The sequence below is a fragment of the Leisingera sp. ANG-M1 genome (assembly GCF_000813745.1).
GTDB lineage: Bacteria > Pseudomonadota > Alphaproteobacteria > Rhodobacterales > Rhodobacteraceae > Leisingera.
The window spans coordinates 113,891-138,842 of record NZ_JWLC01000018.1; the positions used below are offsets into that span (position 1 = coordinate 113,891).

Genomic DNA, 24,952 nt, shown 5'->3' on the forward strand with positions numbered 1-24,952 from the left:
CCGTCATGAAACATTTCCGTCTCGCTATCCTGGCTGTTCCGGTTTTTATGGCCACGGCAGCCGTCGCCCAGAACCAGGTTGCCACGCTGCGCAACAATGCGCCGCTGGACCAGGAGGGTGAAGCCACCCAGATCCCCGGCATCGTGAACACCGACATCCGCCAGGTGCGCAACTATCCGGACCAGCCGCCGCTGATCCCGCATAAGACCGACAACTATCAGGTTGATCTGAATTCGAACAAATGCCTGACCTGCCACAGCCGCACCGCGGTGGAGGTCAGCCAGGCGCCGATGATCTCGGTCACCCACTTCATGGACCGTGATGGCCAGACCCTGGGTGCAGTCAGCCCGCGGCGCTACTTCTGCAACCAGTGCCACGTGGTGCAGACCAACGCGCGGCCGCTGGTCGAGAATGAGTTCGTCGATGTGGACCGCGTGATCGACTACGTGAACGCGCAGCAGAGCGGGGCGGACTGATGATTGGTTTCCTCAAACGGCTCTGGTGGATCATCCGGCGTCCCAGCGCCTATTTCTCGCTCGGCTTTCTGACCATGGGCGGCTTTGTGATGGGGATCATCTTCTGGGGCGGCTTCAACACCGCGCTGGAAGTCACCAACACCGAGGCCTTCTGCACCAGCTGCCACGAGATGCGCGACAACGTGTTCGAGGAGCTGAAGCCGACGATCCACTACTCCAACCGCTCCGGCGTGCGCGCCTCCTGCCCGGACTGCCACGTGCCGCACAACTGGACCAATAAGATCGCCCGCAAGATGCAGGCCTCCAAGGAGGTCTGGGGCAAGATCTTCGGCACCATCAACACGCGGGAGAAATTCCTGGAGCACCGGCTGGAACTGGCGCAGCACGAATGGGCACGGCTTGAGGCAAACGACAGCCTTGAGTGCCGCAACTGCCACTCGGACGAGTCCATGGACATCACCCGCCAGTCCAAGCGGGCGGCGGATGCGCATGAGCGTTTCCTGTTCACCGGTGAGAAGACCTGCATCAACTGCCACAAGGGCATCGCCCACCAGCTGCCCGACATGGGCGAGGCTGCTGCCCAGGACCACGCCCGCCTGCTGCCTCCGTCCGAGGGCGAAGGCCTCTTGGCCAGTACCCGCAGCTATCTGGGGATGAGCGGCCACTGACGCAGAGCGTTCCGTGCAAAGCTGAAAAAGGCCGCTGCCCATTGGGAAGCGGCCTTTTTAGTGTCTGATTTACGGGCTGCGGGTTTACAGCGGGATGCTGCCCAGATGGCCTTCACCGCGTTCGCGGGCCAGTTTCATCTGCTTTTGCCGTTCCCGGAACCGGGCCTTGTCCTCGTCCGAGGTCTGATCGATGCACAGGTGGCAGGAGACCCCCTGTTCAAACTCGGGCCGCTCCTGGTCCACGGGCAGAATCGGACGGCGGCAGCCGTGGCACAGCTCATGCGGACCTTCCGCCAGCCCGTGGCCGACTGACACCCGGTTGTCGAAGACAAAGCATTCGCCTTCCCAGGTGCTGCTCTCCGCGGGCATTTCCTCCAGGTAGCGCAGGATGCCGCCTTTCAGGTGATAGACATCCTCCACCCCCTGGCCCAGCAGGTAGTTGGTCGATTTCTCGCAGCGGATGCCACCGGTGCAGAACATCGCCACCCGCTTGTTGTGGAAGCGATCCTTGTTTTCTTCCCACCAGGCCGGGAAATCGCGGAAGCTTTCGGTCTTGGGGTCGATGGCACCTTCGAAAGTGCCAATCGCCACCTCGTAATCGTTGCGGGTATCGATCAGCACCACATCGTCCTGGCGGATGAGGTCGTTCCATTCTTCCGGCTCGACGTAGTGGCCAACTGAGGCAAGCGGGTCCACGTCAGGCTGCCCCATGGTCACGATCTCTTTCTTCAGCCGCACCTTCATCTTGCCGAACGGCGGTTCGGCGGCAATCGCCTCTTTCCACTCCAGCCCGGCGCACCCCGGCAGCGCCTTAATATGCGCCAGCACCGCGTCGATACCTGCCCGCGGGCCGGCGATAGTACCGTTGATCCCCTCCTGCGCCAGCAGCAGCGAGCCCTTGACGCCTTGCGCCTGGCAAAGCTCCAGCAGCGCTGGCTTGATCGCAGCGGGATCGGGAAAACGGGTGAAGTGATAGAGGGCAGCAATCGTGTACATGCCCCGCCCTTAGAACCCTGGCGGGGGTAATTCAAGAGAAAGAACTGCCGCCTGCACGCCAGTAAAATAAGGGGAGTGGCAGTATCCTTAACGCTTCACGGCCGCCCGGCCGCCTAGCAACAGTTCCCAAGACAGCTCCGCACCGCTAGATATTGTGTAGGCCGGAAAAAGGAGCAGGTGATGACCCAGGCGCTGATCGTTGTCGATGTGCAGAACGATTTCTGTCCCGGAGGCGCGCTGGCAGTGCCGGGCGGGGATGAGGTGGTGGCCCCCATCAACGCGATGATGGTGCAGTTCGACACTGTTATCCTGACTCAGGACTGGCACCCGGCCGGTCATTCCTCCTTTGCCTCATCGCATCCTGGCAAGGCGCCGTTTGAAACTGTTGAAATGGCCTATGGCACCCAGGTGCTCTGGCCCGATCATTGTGTCCAAGGCAGCGATGGCGCCGCGTTTCATGAGGAGTTGCGCACCGATGGCGACCTGATCCTGCGCAAGGGATTCCGGGTCGGGATCGACAGCTACTCAGGGTTCTTCGAAAACGATCAGACGACGCCCACTGGCCTCGAAGGCTATCTGCGCAGCCGGGGGATCACCGGGCTCACTCTGGCCGGGCTGGCCACCGATTTCTGTGTCGCTTTCACCGCGCTGGATGCGGCGCGGCTTGGCTTCGCTGTGACCGTCGATCTGACGGCCTGCCGGGCGATTGACCTGGACGGCTCTTTGCAGGCGGCGCTGACACAGATGAAAGAAGCCGGAATTGTTCTGCAATCCTGAGTTGATGCCTGAAAAAATTAACAATATCCGGGTTAGGCTGCCCGGGTACCCGGACGGCAAGGCGGATTGATGGAAACTGCGGACGGGGCCGGCAGCGGCCCCCTAGCCAGCTATTACAGGAAATACGGCTCGCTTGAGCTGCTGCTGCGCTATGCCCGCGGCCGTGTCCGCCTGTTCTGGGGGCGGCAGCTTTTCATGGGGCTGGCCTTTCTTGTGCTGGGTCTGGTGGTGCCGCCGCTGTACGCGCTGGCGGGCTATGCCATTTCTCTTGCCGGCGATGCTGCCGATTGCCTGCTGCTACGCCAGGCCGATGCGCTGACCCGGCGCGGCATGCGGGAGGGCACCCTGCGGCTGCTGACGTCTCTGACGGCCTTTCTGCATGCAGCGGCCCTTAGTGCCGCTGCTTCGGTGCCGTTCTTCGTGGAGATGCCCTCGCTGATGGCGCATACCCATAACGAACCGCTGTTTACTATCGGGTTGCTGGCGGGGGCGGCGATCAATGCCGGCCTGGTGCTGCCCTATCATCCGCGCGCAGTTGTCACCAAACTGCTGGTCTATGCAGCTTTGCCGGTTGCCTTCCTTGCGTATGAAATCATCGAGGCGCCGGTTCTGGCGCCGATGTACAATTTGCACTTGGCCGGGCTGGCGGTGCTTTATGGCTCTTTTTGCTGGTTCCTCGCCTTTGTCATGCGCAATTCCAGCCGGGCCCGCAGTCATACGCTGGCCCAGGCGCTGCAGCAGCAGGAACTGGAGAGCGCCTATGCCCGGCTCTATGAGCAGCAGATGGAGGCCAAGCGCCTGGCCCTGGTGGCGGAAAACGCCAACGACAGCGTGATGCTGATGGACCGCGACGGGCGCATCACCTGGGTCAATGACAGTTTCACCCGCCTGACCGGCTATTCTTATGAAGAGGCTGTGGGCCAGATGCCCGGCGATCTGCTGAACAGCGGTGAAACCGATGCGGCCACCATCCGCCAGCTGCAGGACAGCGTCCGCTATGCCCGGCCGGTGCGGGTGGAAATCCGCAACCGTCGCAAGGACGGGGAGCGGATCTGGATCGAGACCAGCCAGGTGCCGATGCTGGACAGTGCAGGCGAGCTGGAAACCCTGATTGCGGTGGAGCGGGACATTTCCGCCGCCAAGGAGCACGCCCGGCAGCTGGAAGAGGCCCGGATTGCCGCCGAAGAAGGCGCGCGGGCCAAGGCCGACTTCCTGGCCACTATGAGCCATGAGATCCGCACGCCGATGAACGGGGTGATCGGTATGGCGCAATTGCTGCGGGACAGCGGGCTGAACGAAGAACAGGACGCCTATGCCGGAACCATTCTCAGCTCCGCGGATACGTTGCTGGCGCTGATCAACGATGTTCTGGATGTGTCCAAAATGGATGCCGAAGGAGTTTCCTTCAGCCGTGCGAATTTCGACCCTCGCGCCTGTTTCGGCGAGACAATTCAGCTGCTGCAGGGACAGGCGGATGCAAAAGGGCTGGAGCTGCTGCTCGACATTCATGATGCGGTGCCCGCTCAGCTGTATGGAGACGACCGGCGGATCCGGCAGATCCTGATGAATCTTGCCGGTAACGCGATCAAATTCACCGAACAGGGACGGGTTACGGTCACCCTCGGCGCGGAGCCGGCGGCGGCGGGCTATGACCTGCTGTTCTCGGTTGCCGACACCGGGATCGGCATCGCCAAGGAGAAGCTTGAAACGGTGTTTGACCGGTTCTCGCAGGCAGACGCGGCAATCAGCCGGCGTTTTGGCGGCACCGGCCTTGGCTTGGCGATTTGCCGCCGCCTGAGCGAGGCGATGGATGGCAATATCTCGGTGTCATCCGAATTGGGAGCGGGCTCCTGTTTCACAGTACGGCTGCGGTTGGGCCTTGCCAGAGCGGAACCCCGCGCGGAGCCGGCCGTGCCGCCGCGGTCCGCCGGTCTGCAGGTTCTGGATGGATTGCGGGTGCTGGTGGCTGAAGACAACGCGGTGAACCGGGTGCTGCTGGAGAAATTCCTGCAAGCGGCCCCGGTGGAACTGGCCTTTGCCAAAGACGGCCGGGAAGCTGTCGCGCGGTTCGAGGCCTTTGCTCCGGATATCATCCTGATGGATATGTCGATGCCGGAGATGGACGGGCTGGAAGCCACCCGCGCAATCCGTACCTTGCCGCGCCCGCAGCCGGCCATTGTGGCGCTCACCGCCAATGCCTTTGCCTCCGACAGGGAGGCGTGTCTTGCGGCAGGCATGGATGAATTCATGAGCAAGCCGGTTAACCGGGGCAAACTGCTGGAACTTCTGGAACAGCTGGCGCCGCAGGTGCAAAGCCGCCGCGCGGGCTGATTTCCTTTGCCCCCGCCGGCGGGCTATCCTATCAATCAGTGATCCTTAAGCACGAGGCCGCCGGTGGATATTGCAACCCGCGTCTATAATCACAAATGGAAGATCGATCCGATTGTCCGGTCGCTGATCGACACTGATTTCTACAAGCTTTTGATGTGCCAGTCGGTGTTCCGCAACAAGCCGGACACCACGGTGGCCTTCTCGCTGATCAACCGTTCCTCACAGGTGCCGCTGGCACGGCTGATCGACGAGGGTGAGCTGCGCGAGCAGCTTGATCACATCCGCTCGCTGTCGCTCAGCCGCGGCGAAAGCACCTGGCTGCGCGGGAATACCTTCTATGGCAAGCGGCAGATGTTCCGCCCCGATTTCATGGAATGGTTCGAAGGCCTGCGCCTGCCGCCCTATCAGTTGGAGCGCAAGGGCGATCAGTACGAGCTGACTTTCGAAGGCAAATGGCACGAGGTCATGCTGTGGGAGATTCCAGCGCTGGCGGTGCTAATGGAGCTGCGCTCGCGTGCCGTGATCAACAGCATGGGCCGGTTCGAGCTGCAGGTGCTCTACGCCCGCGCCATGACCCGGGTCTGGGAAAAAATAGAACGCCTGCGCGAAGTGGAGGGCTTGACGATTGCCGACTTCGGCACCCGCCGCCGCCACTCCTTCCTCTGGCAGGACTGGTGCGTGCAGGCAATGCTCGAGGGGCTGGGGGAGAAGTTCACCGGCACCTCCAACTGCCTCATCGCCATGCGCCGCGAGGTGGAGGCGATCGGCACCAACGCCCATGAGCTGCCGATGGTCTATTCGGCGCTGGCCGAAGGCGACGCGGCGCTGGCGCAAGCGCCCTATGATGTACTGTCGGATTGGCATGACGAGCACGAGGGCAACCTGCGCATCATCCTGCCGGACACCTACGGCACCAAGGGTTTTCTAGACCGTGCGCCCGACTGGCTGGCAGGCTGGACCGGCATCCGCATCGACAGCGGGGATCCCGTCAAGGGTGCCGAGGTGGCGATCAACTGGTGGCAGCAGCGCGGTGAGGATCCGGCGGACAAGCGTGTGATCTTTTCCGATGGGCTGGATGTGCAGCAGATCCAGGATCTGCACGCGCAGTTCTCGGGGCGCACCAAAGTGTCCTTTGGCTGGGGCACGCTTTTGACAAATGATTTCCGCGGACTGGTGCCGGAGGATGCGCTGGCGCCGTTTTCGCTGGTCTGCAAGGCGGTGGCCGCCAATGGGAAGCCCACCGTGAAACTGTCGGACAACCCGGAAAAGGCAATGGGGCCTGCGGAAGAAATCAAGCGCTACAAACGGGTGTTCGGCGTTGGCGCGCAAGAGCGGCTGGACGTCATCGTCTGAGATTGCGCTAGCGGTGCCAGCAGCAACGGGCAGCTCCCGCGCGTCGCCCATGCTTTGAAAAGCAAGGCCGCCCCTTGGGCCCGGCAGGCCGCGCCGGAGGCGCGGCCTGCCTCCGGCGAGGTGAAAAGCACAGCGCAAAACCTCCGGCGTCAACCGGTTTCAGCCGTGATGGGCCGCCACCGTTTTCAGCTGAGAAAAGCCGTAGAGCGCCTCAAACCCTTTTTCCCGGCCGTGGCCGGATTTCCCGACCCCGCCAAATGGCAGCTCCACACCGCCGCCGGCCCCGTAATTGTTGATGAAGACTTGTCCCGCCCGCAGCTGCTTCGCCAGCCGCATCTGGCGGCTGCCGTCACGGGTCCAAATGCTGGCGACCAGCCCGTATTCCGTGGCATTCGCGATCCGGAGAGCCTCGGTTTCGGTTTCAAACGGGATCAGGACCTGCACCGGCCCAAAGATTTCTTCGCGCGCCAGGACATGATCCTCCGGCACATCGGCAAACAGTGTCGGGCGCACATAAGCGCCGCCCTCGGGGGCGTGCGGGACGACAGTTGCCTGGGCTGCAACCGGCAGTCCTGAGCCCTGTTCCAGATACCTTTCCACAATCTGCTTCTGGCGGGCAGAGATCAGCGGCCCGACCCGCAAATCTTCGGCTGCTGGCCCCACGGTTAGGGCGGTGTAAGCCTCAGCCATCCGCGCCTTAACGTCTGCATACACCCCGCGCTGCACCAGAATCCGCGAGGAGGCCGAGCAGGTCTGGCCTGCGTTCTGAATGCCTGCGTTCACAAGGAAGGGAAGGGCCGCATCCAGATCGGCGTCATCAAACACCAGTTGCGGCGACTTGCCGCCCAGCTCCAGCGTCACCGGCACAACATTGGCGCCTGCCGCCTGCTGCACCAGTGCGCCTGTTTTGACAGAGCCGGTGAAGGAAATGTGCTGAACACCAGGATGCCCGGCCAAAGCCGCGCCGGCCTCGGCGCCCAGGCCCGGTACCACATTCAGAACCCCGGCGGGCAAACCGGCCTCAATGGCGATACAGGCAAAGGCCAGAGCTGTCAGGCAGGCCTCCTCGGCGGGTTTCAGCACGCAGGCGTTGCCCATCGCCAGCGCCGCACCGACCGAGCGGCCGATGATCTGCATCGGATAGTTCCAGGGCACGATATGCCCCGTGACCCCGTGCGGCTCGCGCAGGGTATAGACGGTGTAGCCATCCAGATAGGGAATGGTTTCCCCCATCACCTTATCCGCCGCGCCGCCGTAGAACTCGCAGTAGCGCGCCAGCGCCACCGCATCGGCGCGCGCCTGGGTGAGCGGCTTGCCCACATCCATGGCTTCCAGCACCGCCAGGTCTTCAACCCGCTCCAGTACCAGCTGTCCGATGCGGGTCAGGATGCGGCCCCGCTCCAGCGCGGTCATCGCACCCCATTCCCCCTCCAGTGCGGCGCCTGCTGCTGCGACCGCTGCGTTGATGTCGGCTTCGCTGCCCCGGGCGATCCGGCAGATTTCGCTGCCGTCCGATGGATTCATCAGCGGCAGGGTTTCGCCGCTGGCAGCAGGCAGCCATTCTCCACCGATGAGGCAGAGCGCGGGATCGAACCAGAGAGGGGAGGTGTCAGTCATCATGCGCTCCTGCGATGTCGAAGCTGTAGCTTTTGATCTGATGTTCGGTGAAAGGCGCGCCTTCGCGCAAGTCCCGGATACCCGGCAGAATGCTGAGACAGGTGCCCCAGAAGGCCACCGCCTCGCGTGAGGACTTGGACAGCCCCATGCGCCAGCGGCCCGGAAATTCGCGGAGTATCAAGGTGGCCGCCTGCTGCCCCCAGCCCCGGCGGCGATGCTGCGGCAGGATGCAGAATTCCGACAATTCGCGCCGGTCATCCGGCAGGTTCAGCACGATGGCAAACCCGATGCGCCGGATATCATTCAGGATCCAGAAGGCGGTCACGTCCTTGCGGTTCAGCATCTGGCCTGCCCGCTCCGTGGGATCAATGACGGCCTGCGGGGCGACTTCGGCAAAATAAGGTGCCAGCGCTGCGGCAAAGAAGGCCTGCTCCCGCGGCATGATCAGTGCCAGCGCCAGGGTCATGCGGCCCCCTGATCCAGATCGGGCAGCACTGGCGCGGCGGCAATCAGCTGCCGGGTGTAGGGATGCTGCGGGTTGCTGAAAACGGTTTCGGTTTCGCCCTGCTCGACAATCTGCCCCTGCTGCATCACCAGGCAGCGGTCAGTGATCGTGCGCACCACGCTCAGGTCGTGGCTGATGAACAGATAGGTGAGGGCGTAGGCCTCGCACAGCTCTGCCAGCAGGTCGAGGATACGGGCGCGGACAGACACATCCAGGGCCGAGACCGCCTCATCAAATATGATCAGCTCCGGCCGCGTGATCAGCGCTCGGGCAATGGCGATCCGCTGCCGCTGGCCGCCGGAGAACTGGTGGATGTATTTCTGTGCATCGTCAGGCTGCAGTCCAACGGCGGTGAGGGTTTCGGCAATCAGGTCTCTGCGAGCTGTCCCCGTTGGCGGGTCTGGCAGCGTGTAGAAAGGCTCGGTGATCAGCCGCTCAACCCTATGACGCGGATTGAAGCTGCCGTAGGGGTCCTGAAACACCACTTGCATCTTGCGGCGGAGGCTGGGGGCAAGGTGAGTCGTGACGGGTTGCCCATCCAGGCGAATCGCGCCTTGCTGCAGCGGTTCCAACCCCAGAATTGCCCTTGTTAGGGTCGATTTTCCGCAGCCCGACTCACCAACAAGCCCCAGCCGCTCTCCGCGGTTCAGGGTAAAGGAGACACCGTTCACGGCACGGAATGTGCCGGGTTTGGAGAACAGCGACTTGCGTGGCGTCTTGTAGTCGCGCACCGCGTTCCTGACCTCCAGCAGCGGGGCAGGGGCAGGCGGGGCCGGCAGCGCGACCTGATGGTTCGAGGCGGCAAACAGCATCTGCGTGTAAGGATGGCGCATATTGCGCAGCAGCCAATCCGTATGGCCGGTCTCCACCACCTCGCCGTGGCGCATGACAACGATCCGGTCGGCCAGATCTGCCACCACCGCCAGATCGTGGGTGATGATCAGCAGCCCCATGCCATAGTCCTGCACCAGATCCTTCAGCAGATCGAGAATCTGCGCCTGGGTGGTCACGTCCAGCGCGGTGGTCGGCTCATCCGCGATCAGCAGCTTGGGACGCAGGGCGATGGCCATGGCAATCACCACCCGCTGGCGCTGGCCGCCAGACAGTTCATGCGGATAGCGCGTCAGGGGAAAGCGGTCCGCAGGCAGCCCGACCCGGTCCAGCACCTCGCGCGCGCGGGCTTCGGCCTCGGCGCGGGCCATTGCTTTGTGGATCAGGATGGTCTCCATCACCTGTTCGCCAATGGTTTTGACCGGGTTCAAGGCTGTCATCGGCTCTTGGAAGACCATGCCCACGGATTGACCGCGAATGGCACACATCTCAGTCTCGGACTGCTCCAGCAACTGTGTGCCGTCCAGTGTTATGTAGCCTTTCGCCTGTGCGAGTTCCGGCAGCAGCCCCAACACCGCCAGCGCGGTCATCGACTTTCCCGAGCCGCTTTCGCCGGTGACGGCCACGATCTCGCCCGGGTCGACGTGGAAAGACACATCTTTCAACACCGGGAGGCAGCCGATGGAGAGCGACATATGGGTGACATCCAGCAAGGTCATGCGCGTGCCACCCGCAGTTTCGGGTCCAGGTAGTCGCGCAACCCGTCGCCCAGCAGGTTCAGCCCCAGCACCGTCAGGATAATGGCCGAGCCGGGGACCAGCGCCAGATGCGGGGCAAAGCTCACCATGGTTTGCGCATCGGCCAGCATCCGGCCCCAGCTGGGCGTGGGCGGCTGAGCACCCAGGCCGACGTAGGACAGGCCGGCCTCGGCCAGGATCGCCAGCGAGAACTGGATGGTGCCTTGCACGATCAGCAGGTTCATGACGTTGGGCAGGATGTGCTCGGCCGAAATACGCGCTGCACTTTTGCCTGCCACCCGGGCTGCCAGGATGAACTCGCGCTCCCAAAGGGACAGCGCCGCGCCGCGGGTGATGCGGGCAAAGACGGGAATGTTGAAGATGCCGATGGCGATGATGGCGTTGACGGCACCGGCGCCCAGGACGGCCGTGATCAGGATGGCGATCACCAGCGACGGGAAGGCAAAGACCAGATCGTTGCCGCGCATAATCCCCTCGTCCAGCCATGACCCTTTGCGTGCTGCCGCGGCCAGCCCCAGCGGCACGCCGGCCCCCATGCCGATACCCACGGCGACCAGTGCCACGGCGATAGAGGTACGGGCGCCGACCATGATCATCGACATCAGGTCGCGCCCGAAATGATCGGTGCCCAGCCAGTGCTGCCCGTTGGGGGTTTGCAATTTGGCCGGGATGTTCAATGCGGCGTGATCGAACGGCGTCCATAAGAACGACACCGCCGCGGCCAGCAGCACCAGTGCGGACAGCAGGCCGCCAAGGATCAGGTTGCGGCTCATGTCAGGCTCCTGAGGCGCGGGTCCACCAGTGCATAGGCGAGATCGACCAGGAAGTTCACCGTGATCACCGCAAAGACCAGCAGCATCACCACTGATTCCACTACGATCAGATCGCGCGAGGAGATCGCCTGGAACACCAGCCGCCCAAGGCCGGGCAGGTAGAAGACCTGCTCGATGATGATGGCGCCTGCCAGAAGGAAGGAGAATTGCAGGCCGATGATGGTCAGCACCGGGATCAGTGCATTGCGCACGCCATGCCGCCACAGCGCTTGATTCCGGGTCAGCCCCTTGGCGCGGGCGGTGCGCATGAAGTCCTCACCCAGTATGTCCAGCAGCGACGAGCGCATAACCCGGGTCAGGATCGCCGCCTGCGGCAGCGCCAGCGCAATGGCGGGCAGGGTGAGCGCATGCAGGCCTGCCCAAAGCCCGGCTTCCCAGCCGGGGAACCCGCCGGCCCCGAACCAGCGCAGGTTGATAGCAAAGATCAGCACCAGCATCATCGCAAACCAGAAGTTCGGCACCGCAACGCCCAGCTGCGTGGCGCCGGTCACCGCCATATCTCCCGCCTTGCCTCGGCGGGCAGCGGCGTAGATGCCTGCGGGAAAAGCGATCAGGGTGGAGAGGGTCAGAGCGTAGACCGCCAGCGGCAGCGACACCCACAGCCGGTCAGCAATCATCCCGGCCACCGGCGTGCGGTAGGTATAGGAGGTACCGAAATCGCCGCCCAGCATGCCTATGACCCAGGTCAGGTACCGGGCAGGCTTGCTTTGGTCCAGCCCTAGTTCGGCCTTCAGCGCAGCAACCGTATCCGCCTGCGCATTCACTCCCAGCATGAAGGAAGCGGGATCGCCCGGAGCAACCTCAACCACAAAGAAGATCACCAGCGAGGCAGCAGCCAGGCTGAGAAGCAGGGACAGAAGGCGTTTCAAGGCATAGCGCAGCATTGCGGCTACGTTAGGTCTGCGTAAAGCAGCGGTCCAGAGAAGAAGCTGGAGAACGTTGCGGACGGCGAAAAAAATCACTCCATGTCAGAGGGTTGGTGCATTTCGGATCCAGAGGTGTGCGAAATGCGTGCAATGTGTGCAACGGATGGGCGGCTGGAATACTGATTGGGCTCTTTCTTGCCGGGGCAGGAGCGGGGTATCACTGGCAAATGCTTGCCAAGCCTCTGTTCATTGGATCGGAAATCTACCGCGGCTCCTCATACGGGCGCACGCACCCTTTGCGCGTGCCGCGCGTTTCAACGGTGATGGATCTGTCGCGGGCGCTGGGCTGGCTGCCGGATGAGGTCTATGTGAACTCACCCCAGGCCAAAGCGGCGGCGCTGACTGCCTGGCACACGCCGGAGTATGTCTCGGCTCTTCAGGCGGCAGAGGCTGCACAGGGGGTGAGCGAGGAGGTCCGCGCGCGGCACCAATTGGGCACCATCTCCAACCCGGTGTTCCCGGAAATCTTCCGCCGCCCGGCCACGGCTGCGGGCGGCTCGATCCTGGCGGGCGAGCTGTTGGCCAATGGCGGCGTGGTCTACAACCCGGCGGGCGGCACCCATCACGGGATGCCGGACCGGGCCAACGGCTTCTGCTACCTGAACGATCCGGTGCTGGCGATGCTGTCGCTGCGCCACCACGGCGCGCAGCGGATCGCCTATGTGGATATCGATGCGCATCATGCCGACGGGGTGGAGCATGGCTTTGCCGGCGACCCTGACGTGCTGATGATCTCGGTGCATGAGGAAAACCTCTGGCCCAAGACAGGAACGCTGATGGAGGACGCTGGAGGCTCGGCCCTGAACCTGCCGGTGCCGCGCGGCTTCAACGATGACGAGATGGCCCATGTGCGCGACGAACTGATCCTGCCCGCAGTCGAAGCTTTTGCGCCGGATGCCATTGTGCTGCAATGCGGGGCAGATGCGGTGACCGAAGACCCGCTGCCGCATCTGGATCTGTCAAACAACGCGCATTGGGCGGTAGTACGGGCGCTTATGGGGATGGCGCCGCGTTATCTGGTGCTGGGCGGGGGCGGGTATAACCCGTGGTCGGTCGGGCGGCTGTGGACAGGGGTCTGGGCGACGCTCAATGGGTTTGAAATACCAGAGCACCTGCCAGAGGCGGGTGAAAAGGTCCTGCGCGGGCTGGAGTTCAACGGCAACCGGCTGGGCCGCAACCCGCCGGAGCATTGGTTCACCACGCTGCGCGACCAGCCGCGCGGCGGGGAGGTCAGGCAAGTGATCCGGCAAGGGGTGGCCTATTTGCGGGTAAGACACGGGCTCTAGGCCAAGGAGGGCAGAGTCCGGCCCTGTGCGGATGCGAAGCGCCCTCCCGCGGGAAGGGGCAGGCGTTGCCCGGCAGTGCCGCCGGGCAAGAGTTCGGTGATGTTTACTCAGCCCAGCTCAGCGCGCTCAGGTCGATGGCCGCCGTGGGTGCATTCTCCCACAACCCCTGCAGCCCGGCTTTGGCGACGCCCAGTTTGGCCAGCTGAAACAGGTAGCCGTTCACGTAGTCTGCCGAAATCATCTCCTGCGCCTCCTGCAGCAGCGCGGTCCGGGCTCCGGGGTCAGTGGTGGCGTTCAGCTTGGCCATCAGTTCCTGAAAAGCTTTGCTGTCATACTGGAAGTAATACTCCGGCCGCGCATAGATACCGATGTCCATCGGTTCAGTATGGCTGACGATTGTCAGGCCGAAGTTCTTGCCGCGGAATACGGTCTCAAGCCATTGCGCCCATTCTACGTTGATGATCTCTGCCTTGATGCCTACGGCGGCCAGCTGCGCCGCAATGATCTCGCCGCCGCGGCGAGCATAAGACGGCGGCGGCAGGTGCAGGGTGGTTTCAAACCCATCGGGAAACCCCGCCTCGGCTAACAGCGCCGTGGCCTTATCCAGGTCGAAGGAAGACGCGCCGGTCAGGTCCCTGTAGGCCGGGTTATGCGGCGCGAAATGGGTGCCGATCGGGGTGCCATAGCCGAACATTGCGCCGTCGATGATTGCTTGGCGGTCGATGGCATGGGCCACAGCCTCGCGCACCCGCACGTCGTCAAACGGCGGCTGCTTGTTGTTGGTCGACAGGATCGTCTCGCCCTCGGTCGAGCCGACCAGCACCTGGAACCGGGGATCCGCCTCGAACTGGGGCAGGTTCTCCGGTGCCGGGAAGTTGTCGAAAGCGTCAATATCCTCGGCCATCATCGCAGCAAAGGCGGCGGTGGGGTCGGAGATGAATTTAAAGGTGGCGGAGGCCAGCGTCGGCTGCGTGCCCCAGTAGTCGGGGTTGCGGGCCACGGTAATGCGGTCGCCCTGGACCCACTCCTGGAAGGTATAGGCGCCGGTGCCGATGGGTTTGGTCTTGATGTCCTCAATGCTCTCAGGCGCCACAATCACCGCATCGCCCCAGGCCAGATTGAACAGGAAATTGCCGTTGGGCCCGTCCAGCGTGACCTTTACCGTCTGCGGGTCCACGGCCTCCACCGAGGTGATCCCGGCAAACAGTGCCTTTTGCGCGTTGGTGCTGTCTTCGGCCCGGGCACGGTCAAGCGAGAATTTCACATCCTCCGCATCCATCGCGCTGCCGTCATGGAATGTCACGCCTGCGCGCAGCTTGAAAGTATAGACGGTGCCGTTTTCCGAAATTTCCCAGCTCTCGGCCAGCCCCGGCACCACGGAACCGTCGCCCATGAAGCGGGTCAGCCCCTCGAAGATATTGGAATAGACCACCGAGTCGATGGCCTGGGCGGCGGCGCTGGTCGGGTCCAGATGCGGCGGCTCCAGCTGCATGGCGATGGTGACGCTGTCCTTGGCCCAGGCGCTGCCCGCCATCAGGGCCAGCGCGGAACTTGCCGCAAGAACGAATGATTTGAATGCCATTTGAAATCTCCCTGATGTGCTATACTCGGGCCCTGAACGGCGCTTATGGGAAACGAGTTTCCCACTTTCCCGGGCGTAATCAAGGGCTAGGGACATTTCGCGCACTGGAAGCACGCGGCGTTAATTGATAATCCGTGCGCACTTAAGGAACCGCGGACAGGAAGCCATGAGCGCAACAGCCAAGAAACAGGCACCCAACGCCGAAGACATCCGGGCCCGCAAGGGCGGCACGCCTTTGGTGAGCCTTACAGCCTACACCACGCCGATGGCGCGGTTGATGGATGCCCATTGCGACTTTGTTCTGGTCGGCGACAGCGTCGGTATGGTGCTGCACGGTCTGACCTCGACCCTGTCCGTCACAATGGAGATGATGATCCTGCACGGCCTGGCGGTGGCCCGCGGGCTGGACAAGGCAATGCTGGTCATCGACATGCCCTTTGCCTCTTATGAGGAAAGCCCGCAGCAGGCATTCCGCAACGCCGCCCGGCTGATGGCAGAGACCGGCTGCGCCGCAGTCAAGCTGGAAGGCGGCGTCGAATTGGCCGAGACCATCCGCTTCCTGGTCAAGCGCGGCATCCCGGTGATGGCGCATATTGGCCTCACGCCGCAGTCGATCAACACGCTGGGCGGCTACAAGGTGCAGGGCCGCGAGGAGCAGGCTGAGGCCGTGCTGGCCGATGCGCGTGCCGTGGCAGAGGCCGGAGCGTTCTCGGTGGTGCTTGAGAAAGTGCCGCAGGTGCTGGCTGACAGGATCACCGCCGAGGTCGCAATCCCCACCATCGGTATCGGCGCCAGCGTCGGCTGCGACGGCCAGATCCTGGTTGTTGACGACATGCTGGGCTTCTTCACTGCCTTCAAACCGAAATTCGTGAAACGCTATGCCGACCTTGGCCCGCTGGCGGAAACCGCTATTGCCGAATACGCCGCCGAGGTGCGGGCCCGCAGCTTCCCGGCTGCCGAACATGTCTTTGCCGATCAGGCGCCCTCCAAAGGATGACTTCTGAGATGACCGCTCCGATCCTGCGCCGCCTGTCTGACCTGCGCGCCAAGACGGCTGAATGGCGCCGCAACGGCGAGACCATTGGCCTGGTGCCCACAATGGGCGCGCTGCATGCGGGCCACCTGTCGCTGGCCGAAGCTGCCAAACAGGCCTGTGACCGGGTGATCGTGACCATCTTTGTGAACCCCAAGCAGTTCAACAAGCCGGAAGATCTGGCAAACTACCCGCGTACCGAACACGAGGATGCCGCGAAGCTCGCCCATCTAGGTGTCGATCTGATCTACTGCCCGGACCCGGACCAGATTTATCCGGACGGCTATGCCACCAATGTCTCGGTCGGCGGCAGCATCACCGCGGTGATGGAAGGCCCCTTCCGCCCCGGCCACTTCGACGGGGTGGCAACGGTCGTGGCGAAACTCTTCCTGCAGACCAGCGCCGACAAGGCGTTCTTTGGCCAAAAGGACTACCAGCAGCTGATGGTGGTGACCCGCATGGCCCGTGATCTGGACATCCCGGTCGAGGTGATCGGCTGCGAGACGGTGCGCGAGCCTTCGGGGCTTGCCATGTCCTCGCGTAATCTGCTGCTGTCTGAGGGCGCGCTGTCCAAGGCGGCCGCACTGAACGCCGCGATGCGGGAAGCGGCTGCCAAGGCTGCCGCAGGAGAACCCTGGACGCAGCTGGAAGCTGCCGCACGGCAGGCGCTGGCGGATGCCGGGTTTGGCGATGTCGAATATTTCGATCTGCGCTGCGCCAGCACGCTGGAAGCTCTGGACACCCCCTCCCGGTCCGCCCGGCTGCTGGCTGCTGCCTGGATGGACGGCGTCCGTCTGATCGACAATATCGAGGTTCCTGAACTAAACGCTTAGTAAGGGCTGGTAGCGGTACCGAATTTGCGTTTATTGTCCCCGGTCAAAGGAGACTGGAGGGCAGCAGATGACCTATATTCTGGCGATTGACCAGGGCACCACCTCGACCCGGGCAATTTTGTTTGACGATGCCATGCAGGTCGCGGGCACGGCGCAGCAGGAGTTCAGCCAGCACTACCCGCAGGCGGGCTGGGTGGAACATGACCCGGAAGAGATCTGGTCCACCACCGTTGCGGTCTGCCGCAAGGTGATGGCGGATCTGGATGTCTCTGCTGCGGAGATCGCCGGCATCGGCATTACCAACCAGCGCGAAACCACGGTGGTCTGGGACAAGGCCTCTGGCAAAGCTATTCATAACGCCATTGTCTGGCAGGACCGCCGCACCGCTTCAATCTGCGAGGAGCTGCGTTCGGCTGGACATGAAGAAATGGTGACCGACCGGACAGGCCTGCTGCTGGACCCGTATTTCTCCGGCACCAAGGTGAAATGGATTCTCGACACAGTGCCGGGCGCGAGGGAGAAGGCGGCGGCTGGCGAGCTGCTGTTTGGCACCATCGACACCTTCCTGATCTGGCGCCTGACCGGCGGCGCCTCGCATGCGACTGACGCTACCAACGCCGCCCGCACCCTGCTGTATGACATCCGCAAAGGCCGCTGGAGCCGCACCATCAGCAATCTTCTGGACGTGCCGCAGCAGATGCTGCCTGAGGTGAAGGACAGCGCCGCCGATTTCGGCACCAGCGATCCGGAGATCCTCGGCGGCGCGATTCCAATCCTCGGTGTGGCCGGCGACCAGCAGGCCGCCACCATCGGTCAGGCCTGCTTCCAGCCGGGCATGATGAAGTCGACCTATGGCACGGGATGTTTTGCGCTGCTGAACACCGGCGATGCGCCGGTTGTCTCCAAAAACCGGATGCTGACCACAATTGCCTATCAGCTGGATGGCAAACCCACTTACGCGCTGGAAGGCTCAATCTTCATTGCGGGCGCGGCAGTGCAATGGCTGCGCGATGGGCTCGGAATCATCGAGCAGGCATCGCAATCGGGCGAACTGGCGTTGCAGGCCGATCCTGGCCAGGACGTGGTTCTGGTGCCTGCCTTCACCGGCCTCGGCGCGCCCTATTGGAAGCCGGACTGCCAGGGGGCGGTCTTTGGCTTGACCCGTAACTCCGGACCGGCGGAATTTTCCCGCGCCGCGCTGCAAAGCGTCGCCTATCAGACCCGCGACCTGTGGGAGGCGATGCGCGCCGACTGGGGCGGCGAGGCTAAGGTGACCCTGCGCGTTGACGGCGGCATGAGCGCCAGCGACTGGACCATGCAAAGCCTGTCGGACCTCCTGGGCGCTGCTGTCGACCGCCCGGTGATGCAGGAAACCACCGCGCTGGGCGCTGCCTGGCTGGCGGGGATGCGGGCCGGAGTTTATCCGGATCAGGCGGGATTTGCTCAGACCTGGAAGCTCGACCGCCAGTTCACCCCGCAGATGCAGCCGGAGGTGCGCGGAGCAGCCTATGCCCGCTGGCTGCGTGCTGTGCAGGCGGTGATTGGGGTGTGAAGCGGAGGGGAAGTACTCCCGCCTGTTCCGCCACATTCAAAGAATGTGCCTGCGCAGTTGGGCGTGGCGCCGTGCTTTGCACGGCGCTGTCCTTTTTTGCTGCGAAGCGATCCAAGGGCAGGCCTGCCCATAACGTGCCTTGCCAAACATGGGTGCGGCGAGCCCCGCCTCTAGTTTGAACCGAGCCCGCGGCGCGGCGGCCGTGCCGCCCTTGCCCTGCGGTTCGCCGCAGGCGCACGCCGCCCGCCAGGGCGGCGCCGGACCCAAGGCTAGCTGCGGCATCTTCGATGCAGCGGCACAGGCGCGGGAGTGCTTCCTCAGCAGATGCGGGCACCTGCCGGAATGGTTGGGGGACGGGCGTTCAGGTCTTCGATGGAGAAGCCGGCAATGGATTTGTACTTGGCGGCATGGGCGGCCAGGTCCGGCTGCGGGATCACTTCGCTGATGTCCTGAAAATCGCCGCGGCACAGGTCTTCGACCTGCTGCAGCACCGCATCCGGCCCGCCGCCTGCGCGGTTTGCAAGCCCAACCGCCGTGGCCAGCGGCCGCACTTCGGCCTCATAGGCCTGCAAGGCGCTGGGCGTCACCCCGTGCTTCAGCAGCTTTGCTCCGATCACCCGGGCATCCACGATCGCCTGGCTCGCGCCGTTGGAGCCGATGGGATAGGTCGGATGGGCGGCATCGCCCATCAGCGTTACATTGCCTTGCGTCCATGTCTCCAGAGGATCGCGGTCCACCATCGGGTATTCATAAACCGCCTCTGCGCCGCGGATCAGATCCGGAGCATCAATCCAGCCGAAGCGCCAGCTTTCGAAGTCCGGCAGAAACTCCGTGATGTCGGCCGGGCGGTTCCAGTCTTCCCTGCGCCAGGGCGATGATGGATCAAATTGTTTCTCCGCAATCCAGTTCATGGTGACAGTGCCATCTGCATCCGGCTGAGAGATCGGATAGGCCACAAGCCGCAGATGGTCATGGCCGATCATGGCCATCGCCGCTCCGCCCTTGACCTCCGGCGCGCGGGTGGTGGCGCGCCACAGAATGCGGCCGTTCCAGATGGGAGCGCCTTCATCCGGCACCATCTGCGCCCGCAGCGCCGAGTGAATGCCATCCGCGGCAACGGCCATCCTGCCGCCGGCCCGCCGCCCGTCCTGCAGCAGCAGTGCAGCGCCGGCACTGCTGGTCTCGAAACCGGCAGCCTGGGCACCGGTGGTAATACACTCAGGCCCGGCGCGCTCAACCAGCGCGCGGTACAGCATCATCTGCAGTTTGCCCCGGTGCACCGAATACTGCGGCCAGGCATAGCCCGCCCAGGTGCCGCGCGGCTCTTCCCAGATCGTCTTGCCCAGCTTGCTGTAAAACCCCAGCTGCCGGGTTCTCACCCCGATGCCATCCAGCTCCCGCTCCAGCCCGAGGTCGAAAAGCTCCCGCACCGCATTGGGCTGTAAGTTGATGCCTACACCCAGCGGCTCCAGCCGCTCGGCCGCTTCATAGATATGAAACGGCACGCCGATTTGATGCAGCGTGAGGCCGAGGCTCAGGCCCGCGATGCCGCCGCCAGCGATGAGAATGGTCATAATAAGTGTGCCTCCTATTTTCGAGCGCAGAGGAACACAGGCCGGGTGCGCGATCAAGCGGAAGCGGGCGGGGCGCCTGCTCAGCGCCTGCCGGCAATGATCAGGTCGGGTCCGAAAATCACATCGGCGTAGTTGTGCAGGTAGATCTTGAGCCAGGGGGTGAAGCGTTCGGGGTGGCGGCTGACCTCGGCAAGCAGGTCGTGGTAGTCGACCCAGCGGGTTTCCATCACTTCGTCGGGGTTGGGTGTCACGTTCAGAGGCCGGTGCACATGGGCCAGGAAGACGTCGACCGCCTCATGCTCGACCAGCCCGTTGCCGACATCGGCGCGGTATTCCAGGTGATGGCGGAATTCAGGATACAGGCCGCTGATCCCCAGCTCCTCCTGCATCCTCCGCACCGCGCAGGCCGAGGGCTGCTCGTCCCACATCGGATGGGTGCAGCAGGTGTTCGCCCACAGGCCCGGGGTGTGGTATTTGCCCATCGCCCGCCGCTGCATCAGGATTTCCACGCCTTTCACCACAAAGACGGAGACCGCCTTGTGCTTCAGCCCGCGCTCATGCGCTGCGAGCTTGTCAACCGGTGTCAAATCGCCGTTCACCCAGGCGGGGATCATGTGGCTCATGCTGTTTCCGTGACGGTGTTCAAATGGTGCGGCATGCCGCATTTCGCAAAATCCGTCTTCTACCGCTACCGCCTGCAGGTTACGAAAGCAATTACGCGAAAAGCCGCGGCGAAAATGCCGCGGCTTTGTAGCCGTTCCGCTGGCTGCTCCAGGTTTATTCGGAGGCTGCCTCTGCGCTTTCCTCCGCTGCGGGCTCTTCCGCCGGAGCAGGCCCATTGGCCGCCAGGAAGGCAAAGATATCCTCGCCGCCTTTCTTCAGGCGGAAGGACATTTTCGATTTGGCCTTGGAGTTGCCGGTTTCCGCCTGCAGGAATTTCTTGGGGTCGGTGGTGAAGGCCACGAATTTCTCTTCGTCCCAGACCAGGCCCGCTTCACCGGCGGCGGTCAGGTCGTTGCTGTATTTGAACCCTTCGACAGTGCCTGCGGTGCGCCCGGCAATGCCCCACAGGTTGGGGCCGGTCTTGCCGCCTTTGACGATCACGTCGCCCGCATCCGAGGTGACGGTGTGGCAGGATTTGCATTTGTTGAACCCCTTCTCCCCCTTGGCCGGGTCGCCTTCGGCAAAGGCGGGGGCGGCGAGGAGGCCGAGAATGGCGGCAGTCATCAGAGGTTTCATATTGCTTGCTCCGGTTTTGAGTTGGCACGTGTGACTCATGGTTCAATAGCCCGCGGTGTCAACCGGCAGTTTGACGCGCGTCAAAGTCCCGGCAGAAAGCCGCGGTTGTTCAGGGGGCCGCCCAGCAGGGCAGCAGGTCGCCGGACTCGGGCCGGGCGAGATAGACCGCGCGGGCGATGGCGCGGGACAGGCACAGTGCCGCGGCGTGGCAGAGCGAGGACAGCTCTGCCTCCGGGTTTGCGGCCGGGCGGGCGCCGGTACTGGCGGCAAACACCAGATCGCCGTCGCCGGGCATATGGGCCGGCACAATGGCGCGGCCGATCCCGTCATGCGCTGCCATGGCCAGGCGCTGGCATTGCGCCTTGGTCAGGGCGGCATCGGTGGCGACGATGGCAATGGTAGTATTGGCGCGCTCTTCAGGCAGTACCGCACCGCCGCTTTGCCGGGTCATGGCGGCAATCTTACGGCTGGGCAGCTGCCGTCCCAGCCCGGCCGCGGGGTCGGGACCCAGCCCGCCGAACTCGCCATCAATTTCGAACGGCGCGGCCCAGAAGTGCCTGTCCCCCGGCGTAGTCGCCGAGCCCATCGGGTTGGCCGCAACCAATGCGCCAACTGTGGCGCCGCTCTCCAGCACCAGCGAGGCCGAGCCCAGCCCGCCCTTGAGCATGGCCGTCGTGGCACCGGCTCCCGCGCCAGCGGTGCCCAGCTTGATATCTTCCGAAGCCGAGTCAAACGCGGCCCGCCCTAGGGCGCGGTAGGGGTTTTCGCCCCAGTCTTTGCTGCCGCCGTTCAGCAGGTCGAACAGGATTGCCCCCGGCACCAGCGGCACCCGCGCAGGGCCAACTGGAAAGCCGCGGTCTTGTGCCCGCAGCGCGTCCATCACGCCGGAACAGGCATCCAGCCCGAAAGCGGAACCGCCAGACAGAACCAAGGCGTCGATCTTTGCTACCGATTTGTCCGGCGCCAGCAGGTCGGTCTCCCGCGTGCCCGGCGCGCCGCCCATCACATGCACCGAGGCGGTGAAAGGCTGATCAGCAGTCAGAACCGTGGTGCCGGATTTCAGCAGTGCGTCCTGGGCGTTGCCAACTTGGATGCCGGGCACGTCGGTGATCAGGTTTCGGGAGCCGGGGATCATTGCGATCGGTCCTTTGTTTTGCCAATGCGCGCCTTGGCGCGCTGCCTCCGGCGGGGATATTTGAAGCAAGAGGAAAGCAGGAGGTCAAATCCGCGGTTTGGGGGCTGCGGTTGCCGGGTCGCCGCTGTTTGGCTCGCCCTTGGGTTCGATCAGCAGCACCTTGCATTCCTGCGCGGCTCGGGGGCGGTGGGTAACGCCTTTGGGTACCACGAACAACTCGCCCTGGCGCACGGTCTGGGGCGGCTGGCCTTCGATCTCCATCACCATTTCGCCTTCGAGCACTAGGAAGAAATCATCGGTGTCGGGGTGGACATGAAAGGGAAATTCGCCCTGGAACTTCACCACCATCACGTCGTTGCCGTTGTAATCCGCCACCACATGCGGGTCCCAATGGCTGGAGAACATCGCCAGCTTCTCGGCCAGGTTCACGGGTTTCATATGCAGCGGCCTCCGTCCACTTCCATGGCGACGCCGGTCACCATGCTTGCCTCATCTGAACACAGGTAGCAGGCGGCGTTGCCCATATCTTCGGGCGTTGAGAACCGGCCAATCGGGATGGTTGACAAGAACTGGGCACGCCGCTCCGGGGTGTCCTCGCCCATGAAGGATTTCAAAAGCGGGGTTTCGCCCGCCACCGGGTTGATCGCGTTGACCCGCACCCCATGCGGGGCGAGTTCGACCGCCATGGTCTTGGTGGCGGTGATCATCCAGCCCTTGGAGGCGTTGTACCAATTGAGGTTAGGCCGCGGCGAGACACCGGCGGTGGAGGCGACATTTAGGATTGCTCCAGCCTGGCGTGCCTTCATATGCGGTACCAGCGCACGGGCTGTCAGGTAGACCGATTTCATGTTGACGCCCATCACCCGGTCAAAGTCGTCCTCGGTGATGTCCTCCAGCGGGGCAGGCAGATGGGTGACACCTGCGTTGTTGACCAGGATGTCGAGGTGTCCGAAGGCGTCCAGCGCGGCCTCAGCCATGGCATTGACCGAGGCGCGGTCAGAGACATCCACGGTTTGCGCCAAGGCATGGCTGCCCAGGCCTGCGGCCATTTCCTCTGCCGCGGCCCCGTTGATGTCTGCGATCATCACCCGGGCACCCTCAGTCAGGAACTTCCGGACGATGCCCGCGCCGAACCCCGAGGCACCGCCGGTCACGATGGCGGTTTTTCCTTCCAGCCGCATGGTTTTCCCTCCTGAATTGCCTGGCGCCAGAATGGGCCGGGCCGGGCGGCGGCGCAATCCCAAGTCAGTCCGGGTCGATCTTACCGCGCGTCGCTTTCAGCTCGCCGCGCTGCTTCTTGGCCTCCAGCCGGCGTTTGACCGAACCGCGGGTGGGTTTGGTGGCAATCCGCCGCTTGGGTGCCACCAGCGCCTTGCGCACCAGTTCGGCCAGCCGTTCACGCACAATCTCGCGGTTTCTTTGCTGCGAGCGGGTCTCGTCGCATTGCAGGATGATGGCGCCTTCTTTGGTCCAGCGCCGCCCGGCCAACCGTTTCAGCCGGGATTTGACCGCAGGCGCGAGCGCAGGCGAGCGGGCCGCCTCGAACCGCAGCTCAACTGCCGTGGCCACCTTGTTCACATTCTGCCCGCCTGGGCCCGAGGCGCGCATGAAGCTCTCGGTCATTTCCCAGTCTTGCAGGATGATTTGGTCGTTGATGCGGATCATGGCTGGTTATTGCAGGGCAGCATTGAAAGCGAAAGGGCCGCTCCCACACGCGGGAACAGCCCTTCGAGATGATAGGAGGTGCACCGGTTAGGTCAGCACCAATTCAAAGTTCTATACGCGCCAAGGGCTGCCTCGGCCGCACTCCTTCTGAACTGTTCCGGCACTGCTCTCCATAGCTTCTCTAGACAATGGGCACCTCCTTTCTGAATGTTTCGTGTGCCCTCAGCCTGCCACAGATTCGGTTAATGTCAAAACAAAATCATGTGGTCTTTACGGTGAGCTTACGCACGATGATGCGGAAGGGCACAAGGGCGAGGAGGGCAAGCGACAATTTCACCAGCCAGTCCGCCACGGCGAGGGACACCCAGAGCGGCGCCACCGGGCCCGCGCCCAGCAGCGGCAGGGCCTCAGCGGCCCAGGAGATGTCATTTGCTGGTTCCAGCCAGCTGAGCGTTCCGGAAAAGGCGATGGTGAAAAACAAGGCGGTGTCCACCGAGGAGCCGATCAGAGTGGACGCCAAGGGCGCCCGCCACCATTTCCCTTCGCGCAGTGCGGAGAACACAGCGACATCCAGCAGCTGCGCGGTGAGGAAAGCGGCGCCCGATCCGATGGCGATGCGCAGGGTGACCGCCGGATAGGTGAAGCCGTCGCCCTGCAGCATGATTTGGGTGCCGATCAGCGAGCAGATCACCCCCGCGATGAAACCCGCGAAGACCACCTTGCGGGCGGCAGCTGTGCCGTAGACCCGGTTCATCACATCGGTGACCAGGAAGGCGATGGGATAGGTGAAGGCGCCCCAGGTCAGCCATTGACCGAACAGGAATTGCACCAGGATGTTCGAGGCCGCCACAACGGCGGCCATGGCAAGAATGCCGGGGATATGGGCGCGGCTCATTTTTCGGATCCGTTTTTTAGACGAGGTCGCGGAGACTTGTCCCGCTTGTGCGGGAAGCGGCCCCGTCTAGACCGGAGCGGTGGTTTG

At 63.5% G+C, this 24,952-nt stretch carries 24 protein-coding genes; 9 read left to right on the forward strand and 15 right to left on the reverse strand.

All coding sequences use genetic code 11. From position 1 onward, the window contains the following. Positions 1-5 precede the first annotated feature (5 nt). A complete protein-coding gene (locus RA19_RS15785) occupies positions 6-476 on the forward strand; it encodes a nitrate reductase cytochrome c-type subunit (RefSeq protein ID WP_039164300.1) in 471 nt (156 codons plus the stop codon). Next, entirely contained in the window at positions 476-1,144 is a 669-nt protein-coding gene (locus tag RA19_RS15790; RefSeq protein ID WP_039164302.1) for a cytochrome c3 family protein, read from the forward strand. The genes RA19_RS15785 and RA19_RS15790 overlap by 1 nt, the downstream gene beginning before the upstream one ends. A gap of 84 nt (positions 1,145-1,228) precedes the next feature. Here the strand turns inward: RA19_RS15790 and trhO are convergent, their stop codons facing one another. Further along, positions 1,229-2,140 carry an oxygen-dependent tRNA uridine(34) hydroxylase TrhO gene (gene trhO / locus RA19_RS15795; RefSeq protein WP_039164303.1) on the reverse strand — a complete coding sequence of 304 codons (912 nt, stop codon included), beginning with the start codon at positions 2,138-2,140 and terminating at the stop codon, positions 1,229-1,231. A 180-nt stretch (positions 2,141-2,320) separates the two neighbouring features. On the opposite strand from trhO, the gene pncA reads away from it, so the two are divergent. The 3 genes from pncA (at position 2,321) to pncB (ending at position 6,601) form a co-directional block, all read left to right on the forward strand. After that, positions 2,321-2,917 (forward strand): bifunctional nicotinamidase/pyrazinamidase, encoded by a 597-nt coding sequence (gene pncA / locus RA19_RS15800; protein ID WP_039164304.1) that lies wholly within the window; start codon positions 2,321-2,323, stop codon positions 2,915-2,917. A 69-nt stretch (positions 2,918-2,986) separates the two neighbouring features. Further along, positions 2,987-5,248: a PAS domain-containing hybrid sensor histidine kinase/response regulator gene (locus RA19_RS15805; protein ID WP_039164306.1), complete on the forward strand. Its 2,262-nt coding sequence runs from the start codon at positions 2,987-2,989 to the stop codon at positions 5,246-5,248. 63 nt (positions 5,249-5,311) lie between these two features. After that, entirely contained in the window at positions 5,312-6,601 is a 1,290-nt protein-coding gene (gene pncB, locus RA19_RS15810) for a nicotinate phosphoribosyltransferase (RefSeq protein WP_039164307.1), read from the forward strand. A gap of 159 nt (positions 6,602-6,760) precedes the next feature. Here the strand turns inward: pncB and RA19_RS15815 are convergent, their stop codons facing one another. The 5 genes from RA19_RS15815 to RA19_RS15835 are packed head-to-tail and all read right to left on the reverse strand — an operon-like array spanning position 6,761 to position 12,029. After that, on the reverse strand, positions 6,761-8,218 hold the full coding sequence (locus RA19_RS15815) for an aldehyde dehydrogenase family protein (RefSeq protein ID WP_039164309.1): 1,458 nt from the start codon (positions 8,216-8,218) through the stop codon (positions 6,761-6,763). Then, complete coding sequence (locus RA19_RS15820) at positions 8,211-8,684, reverse strand: GNAT family N-acetyltransferase (RefSeq protein WP_039164310.1); 474 nt, start codon at positions 8,682-8,684, stop codon at positions 8,211-8,213. Before RA19_RS15820 ends, RA19_RS15815 begins: the two co-directional genes overlap by 8 nt. Continuing rightward, the gene (locus tag RA19_RS15825) at positions 8,681-10,273 is read right to left on the reverse strand and encodes an ABC transporter ATP-binding protein (RefSeq protein ID WP_039164312.1); all 1,593 of its coding nucleotides are present in this window, start codon (positions 10,271-10,273) and stop codon (positions 8,681-8,683) included. Before RA19_RS15825 ends, RA19_RS15820 begins: the two co-directional genes overlap by 4 nt. Beyond that, a complete protein-coding gene (locus RA19_RS15830; RefSeq protein ID WP_039164314.1) occupies positions 10,270-11,085 on the reverse strand; it encodes an ABC transporter permease in 816 nt (271 codons plus the stop codon). Before RA19_RS15830 ends, RA19_RS15825 begins: the two co-directional genes overlap by 4 nt. Continuing rightward, positions 11,082-12,029, reverse strand: a complete 948-nt coding sequence (locus RA19_RS15835; protein WP_039164316.1) for an ABC transporter permease — start codon at positions 12,027-12,029, stop codon at positions 11,082-11,084. Before RA19_RS15835 ends, RA19_RS15830 begins: the two co-directional genes overlap by 4 nt. 209 nt (positions 12,030-12,238) lie before the next feature. Here RA19_RS15835 and RA19_RS15840 point away from each other — a divergent pair, with 209 nt between their 5' ends. Beyond that, positions 12,239-13,357, forward strand: a complete 1,119-nt coding sequence (locus RA19_RS15840) for an acetoin utilization protein AcuC (RefSeq protein ID WP_039164318.1) — start codon at positions 12,239-12,241, stop codon at positions 13,355-13,357. 103 nt (positions 13,358-13,460) lie between these two features. Here the strand turns inward: RA19_RS15840 and RA19_RS15845 are convergent, their stop codons facing one another. Then, positions 13,461-14,939, reverse strand: coding sequence for an ABC transporter substrate-binding protein (locus RA19_RS15845; protein WP_039164320.1), 1,479 nt, complete (start codon positions 14,937-14,939; stop codon positions 13,461-13,463). Between the two features lie 166 nt (positions 14,940-15,105). On the opposite strand from RA19_RS15845, the gene panB reads away from it, so the two are divergent. The 3 genes from panB (at position 15,106) to glpK (ending at position 18,357) form a co-directional block, all read left to right on the forward strand. Then, positions 15,106-15,936: a 3-methyl-2-oxobutanoate hydroxymethyltransferase gene (gene panB / locus RA19_RS15850; protein WP_039164322.1), complete on the forward strand. Its 831-nt coding sequence runs from the start codon at positions 15,106-15,108 to the stop codon at positions 15,934-15,936. Positions 15,937-15,944: 8 nt separating this feature from the next. Continuing rightward, positions 15,945-16,805, forward strand: a complete 861-nt coding sequence (gene panC / locus RA19_RS15855; RefSeq protein ID WP_039164403.1) for a pantoate--beta-alanine ligase — start codon at positions 15,945-15,947, stop codon at positions 16,803-16,805. Positions 16,806-16,872: 67 nt separating this feature from the next. Further along, complete coding sequence (gene glpK, locus RA19_RS15860) at positions 16,873-18,357, forward strand: glycerol kinase GlpK (RefSeq protein ID WP_039164324.1); 1,485 nt, start codon at positions 16,873-16,875, stop codon at positions 18,355-18,357. Positions 18,358-18,674: 317 nt separating this feature from the next. Here the strand turns inward: glpK and RA19_RS15865 are convergent, their stop codons facing one another. The 8 genes from RA19_RS15865 to RA19_RS15900 all read right to left on the reverse strand — a co-directional run bounded on the left by RA19_RS15865 (position 18,675) and on the right by RA19_RS15900 (position 24,865). Further along, a complete protein-coding gene (locus RA19_RS15865; RefSeq protein ID WP_039164326.1) occupies positions 18,675-19,931 on the reverse strand; it encodes a flavin-dependent oxidoreductase in 1,257 nt (418 codons plus the stop codon). Positions 19,932-20,011: 80 nt separating this feature from the next. After that, entirely contained in the window at positions 20,012-20,554 is a 543-nt protein-coding gene (gene idi / locus RA19_RS15870; RefSeq protein ID WP_039164328.1) for an isopentenyl-diphosphate Delta-isomerase, read from the reverse strand. A gap of 154 nt (positions 20,555-20,708) precedes the next feature. Continuing rightward, positions 20,709-21,170 (reverse strand): c-type cytochrome, encoded by a 462-nt coding sequence (locus tag RA19_RS15875; protein WP_039164330.1) that lies wholly within the window; start codon positions 21,168-21,170, stop codon positions 20,709-20,711. 109 nt (positions 21,171-21,279) lie between these two features. Continuing rightward, the gene (locus tag RA19_RS15880; protein ID WP_039164332.1) at positions 21,280-22,305 is read right to left on the reverse strand and encodes a P1 family peptidase; all 1,026 of its coding nucleotides are present in this window, start codon (positions 22,303-22,305) and stop codon (positions 21,280-21,282) included. 84 nt (positions 22,306-22,389) lie between these two features. Beyond that, a complete protein-coding gene (locus RA19_RS15885) occupies positions 22,390-22,743 on the reverse strand; it encodes a cupin domain-containing protein (protein WP_039164334.1) in 354 nt (117 codons plus the stop codon). Next, a complete protein-coding gene (locus RA19_RS15890; protein WP_039164336.1) occupies positions 22,740-23,486 on the reverse strand; it encodes an SDR family oxidoreductase in 747 nt (248 codons plus the stop codon). Before RA19_RS15890 ends, RA19_RS15885 begins: the two co-directional genes overlap by 4 nt. A gap of 64 nt (positions 23,487-23,550) precedes the next feature. After that, the gene (gene arfB, locus RA19_RS15895; protein ID WP_039164338.1) at positions 23,551-23,970 is read right to left on the reverse strand and encodes an alternative ribosome rescue aminoacyl-tRNA hydrolase ArfB; all 420 of its coding nucleotides are present in this window, start codon (positions 23,968-23,970) and stop codon (positions 23,551-23,553) included. Between the two features lie 259 nt (positions 23,971-24,229). Continuing rightward, positions 24,230-24,865, reverse strand: a complete 636-nt coding sequence (locus tag RA19_RS15900) for a queuosine precursor transporter (protein WP_039164340.1) — start codon at positions 24,863-24,865, stop codon at positions 24,230-24,232. Between the last annotated feature and the right edge of the window lie 87 nt (positions 24,866-24,952).

Coding starts and splice junctions, on each gene's coding strand:
- RA19_RS15790 (WP_039164302.1), top strand. CDS start 476: ATGATTGGTTTCCTCAAACGGCTCTGGTGGATCATCCGGCGTCCCAGC.
- glpK (WP_039164324.1), top strand. CDS start 16,873: ATGACCTATATTCTGGCGATTGACCAGGGCACCACCTCGACCCGGGCA.
- RA19_RS15840 (WP_039164318.1), top strand. CDS start 12,239: ATGCTTGCCAAGCCTCTGTTCATTGGATCGGAAATCTACCGCGGCTCC.
- RA19_RS15825 (WP_039164312.1), bottom strand. CDS start 10,273: ATGACCTTGCTGGATGTCACCCATATGTCGCTCTCCATCGGCTGCCTC.
- RA19_RS15785 (WP_039164300.1), top strand. CDS start 6: ATGAAACATTTCCGTCTCGCTATCCTGGCTGTTCCGGTTTTTATGGCC.
- RA19_RS15890 (WP_039164336.1), bottom strand. CDS start 23,486: ATGCGGCTGGAAGGAAAAACCGCCATCGTGACCGGCGGTGCCTCGGGG.
- RA19_RS15820 (WP_039164310.1), bottom strand. CDS start 8,684: ATGACCCTGGCGCTGGCACTGATCATGCCGCGGGAGCAGGCCTTCTTT.
- trhO (WP_039164303.1), bottom strand. CDS start 2,140: ATGTACACGATTGCTGCCCTCTATCACTTCACCCGTTTTCCCGATCCC.
- RA19_RS15830 (WP_039164314.1), bottom strand. CDS start 11,085: ATGAGCCGCAACCTGATCCTTGGCGGCCTGCTGTCCGCACTGGTGCTG.
- RA19_RS15880 (WP_039164332.1), bottom strand. CDS start 22,305: ATGATCCCCGGCTCCCGAAACCTGATCACCGACGTGCCCGGCATCCAA.
- RA19_RS15885 (WP_039164334.1), bottom strand. CDS start 22,743: ATGAAACCCGTGAACCTGGCCGAGAAGCTGGCGATGTTCTCCAGCCAT.
- RA19_RS15900 (WP_039164340.1), bottom strand. CDS start 24,865: ATGAGCCGCGCCCATATCCCCGGCATTCTTGCCATGGCCGCCGTTGTG.
- panC (WP_039164403.1), top strand. CDS start 15,945: ATGACCGCTCCGATCCTGCGCCGCCTGTCTGACCTGCGCGCCAAGACG.
- arfB (WP_039164338.1), bottom strand. CDS start 23,970: ATGATCCGCATCAACGACCAAATCATCCTGCAAGACTGGGAAATGACC.
- idi (WP_039164328.1), bottom strand. CDS start 20,554: ATGAGCCACATGATCCCCGCCTGGGTGAACGGCGATTTGACACCGGTT.
- RA19_RS15815 (WP_039164309.1), bottom strand. CDS start 8,218: ATGACTGACACCTCCCCTCTCTGGTTCGATCCCGCGCTCTGCCTCATC.
- RA19_RS15865 (WP_039164326.1), bottom strand. CDS start 19,931: ATGACCATTCTCATCGCTGGCGGCGGCATCGCGGGCCTGAGCCTCGGC.
- RA19_RS15875 (WP_039164330.1), bottom strand. CDS start 21,170: ATGAAACCTCTGATGACTGCCGCCATTCTCGGCCTCCTCGCCGCCCCC.
- pncA (WP_039164304.1), top strand. CDS start 2,321: ATGACCCAGGCGCTGATCGTTGTCGATGTGCAGAACGATTTCTGTCCC.
- RA19_RS15805 (WP_039164306.1), top strand. CDS start 2,987: ATGGAAACTGCGGACGGGGCCGGCAGCGGCCCCCTAGCCAGCTATTAC.
- panB (WP_039164322.1), top strand. CDS start 15,106: ATGAGCGCAACAGCCAAGAAACAGGCACCCAACGCCGAAGACATCCGG.
- RA19_RS15845 (WP_039164320.1), bottom strand. CDS start 14,939: ATGGCATTCAAATCATTCGTTCTTGCGGCAAGTTCCGCGCTGGCCCTG.
- RA19_RS15835 (WP_039164316.1), bottom strand. CDS start 12,029: ATGCTGCGCTATGCCTTGAAACGCCTTCTGTCCCTGCTTCTCAGCCTG.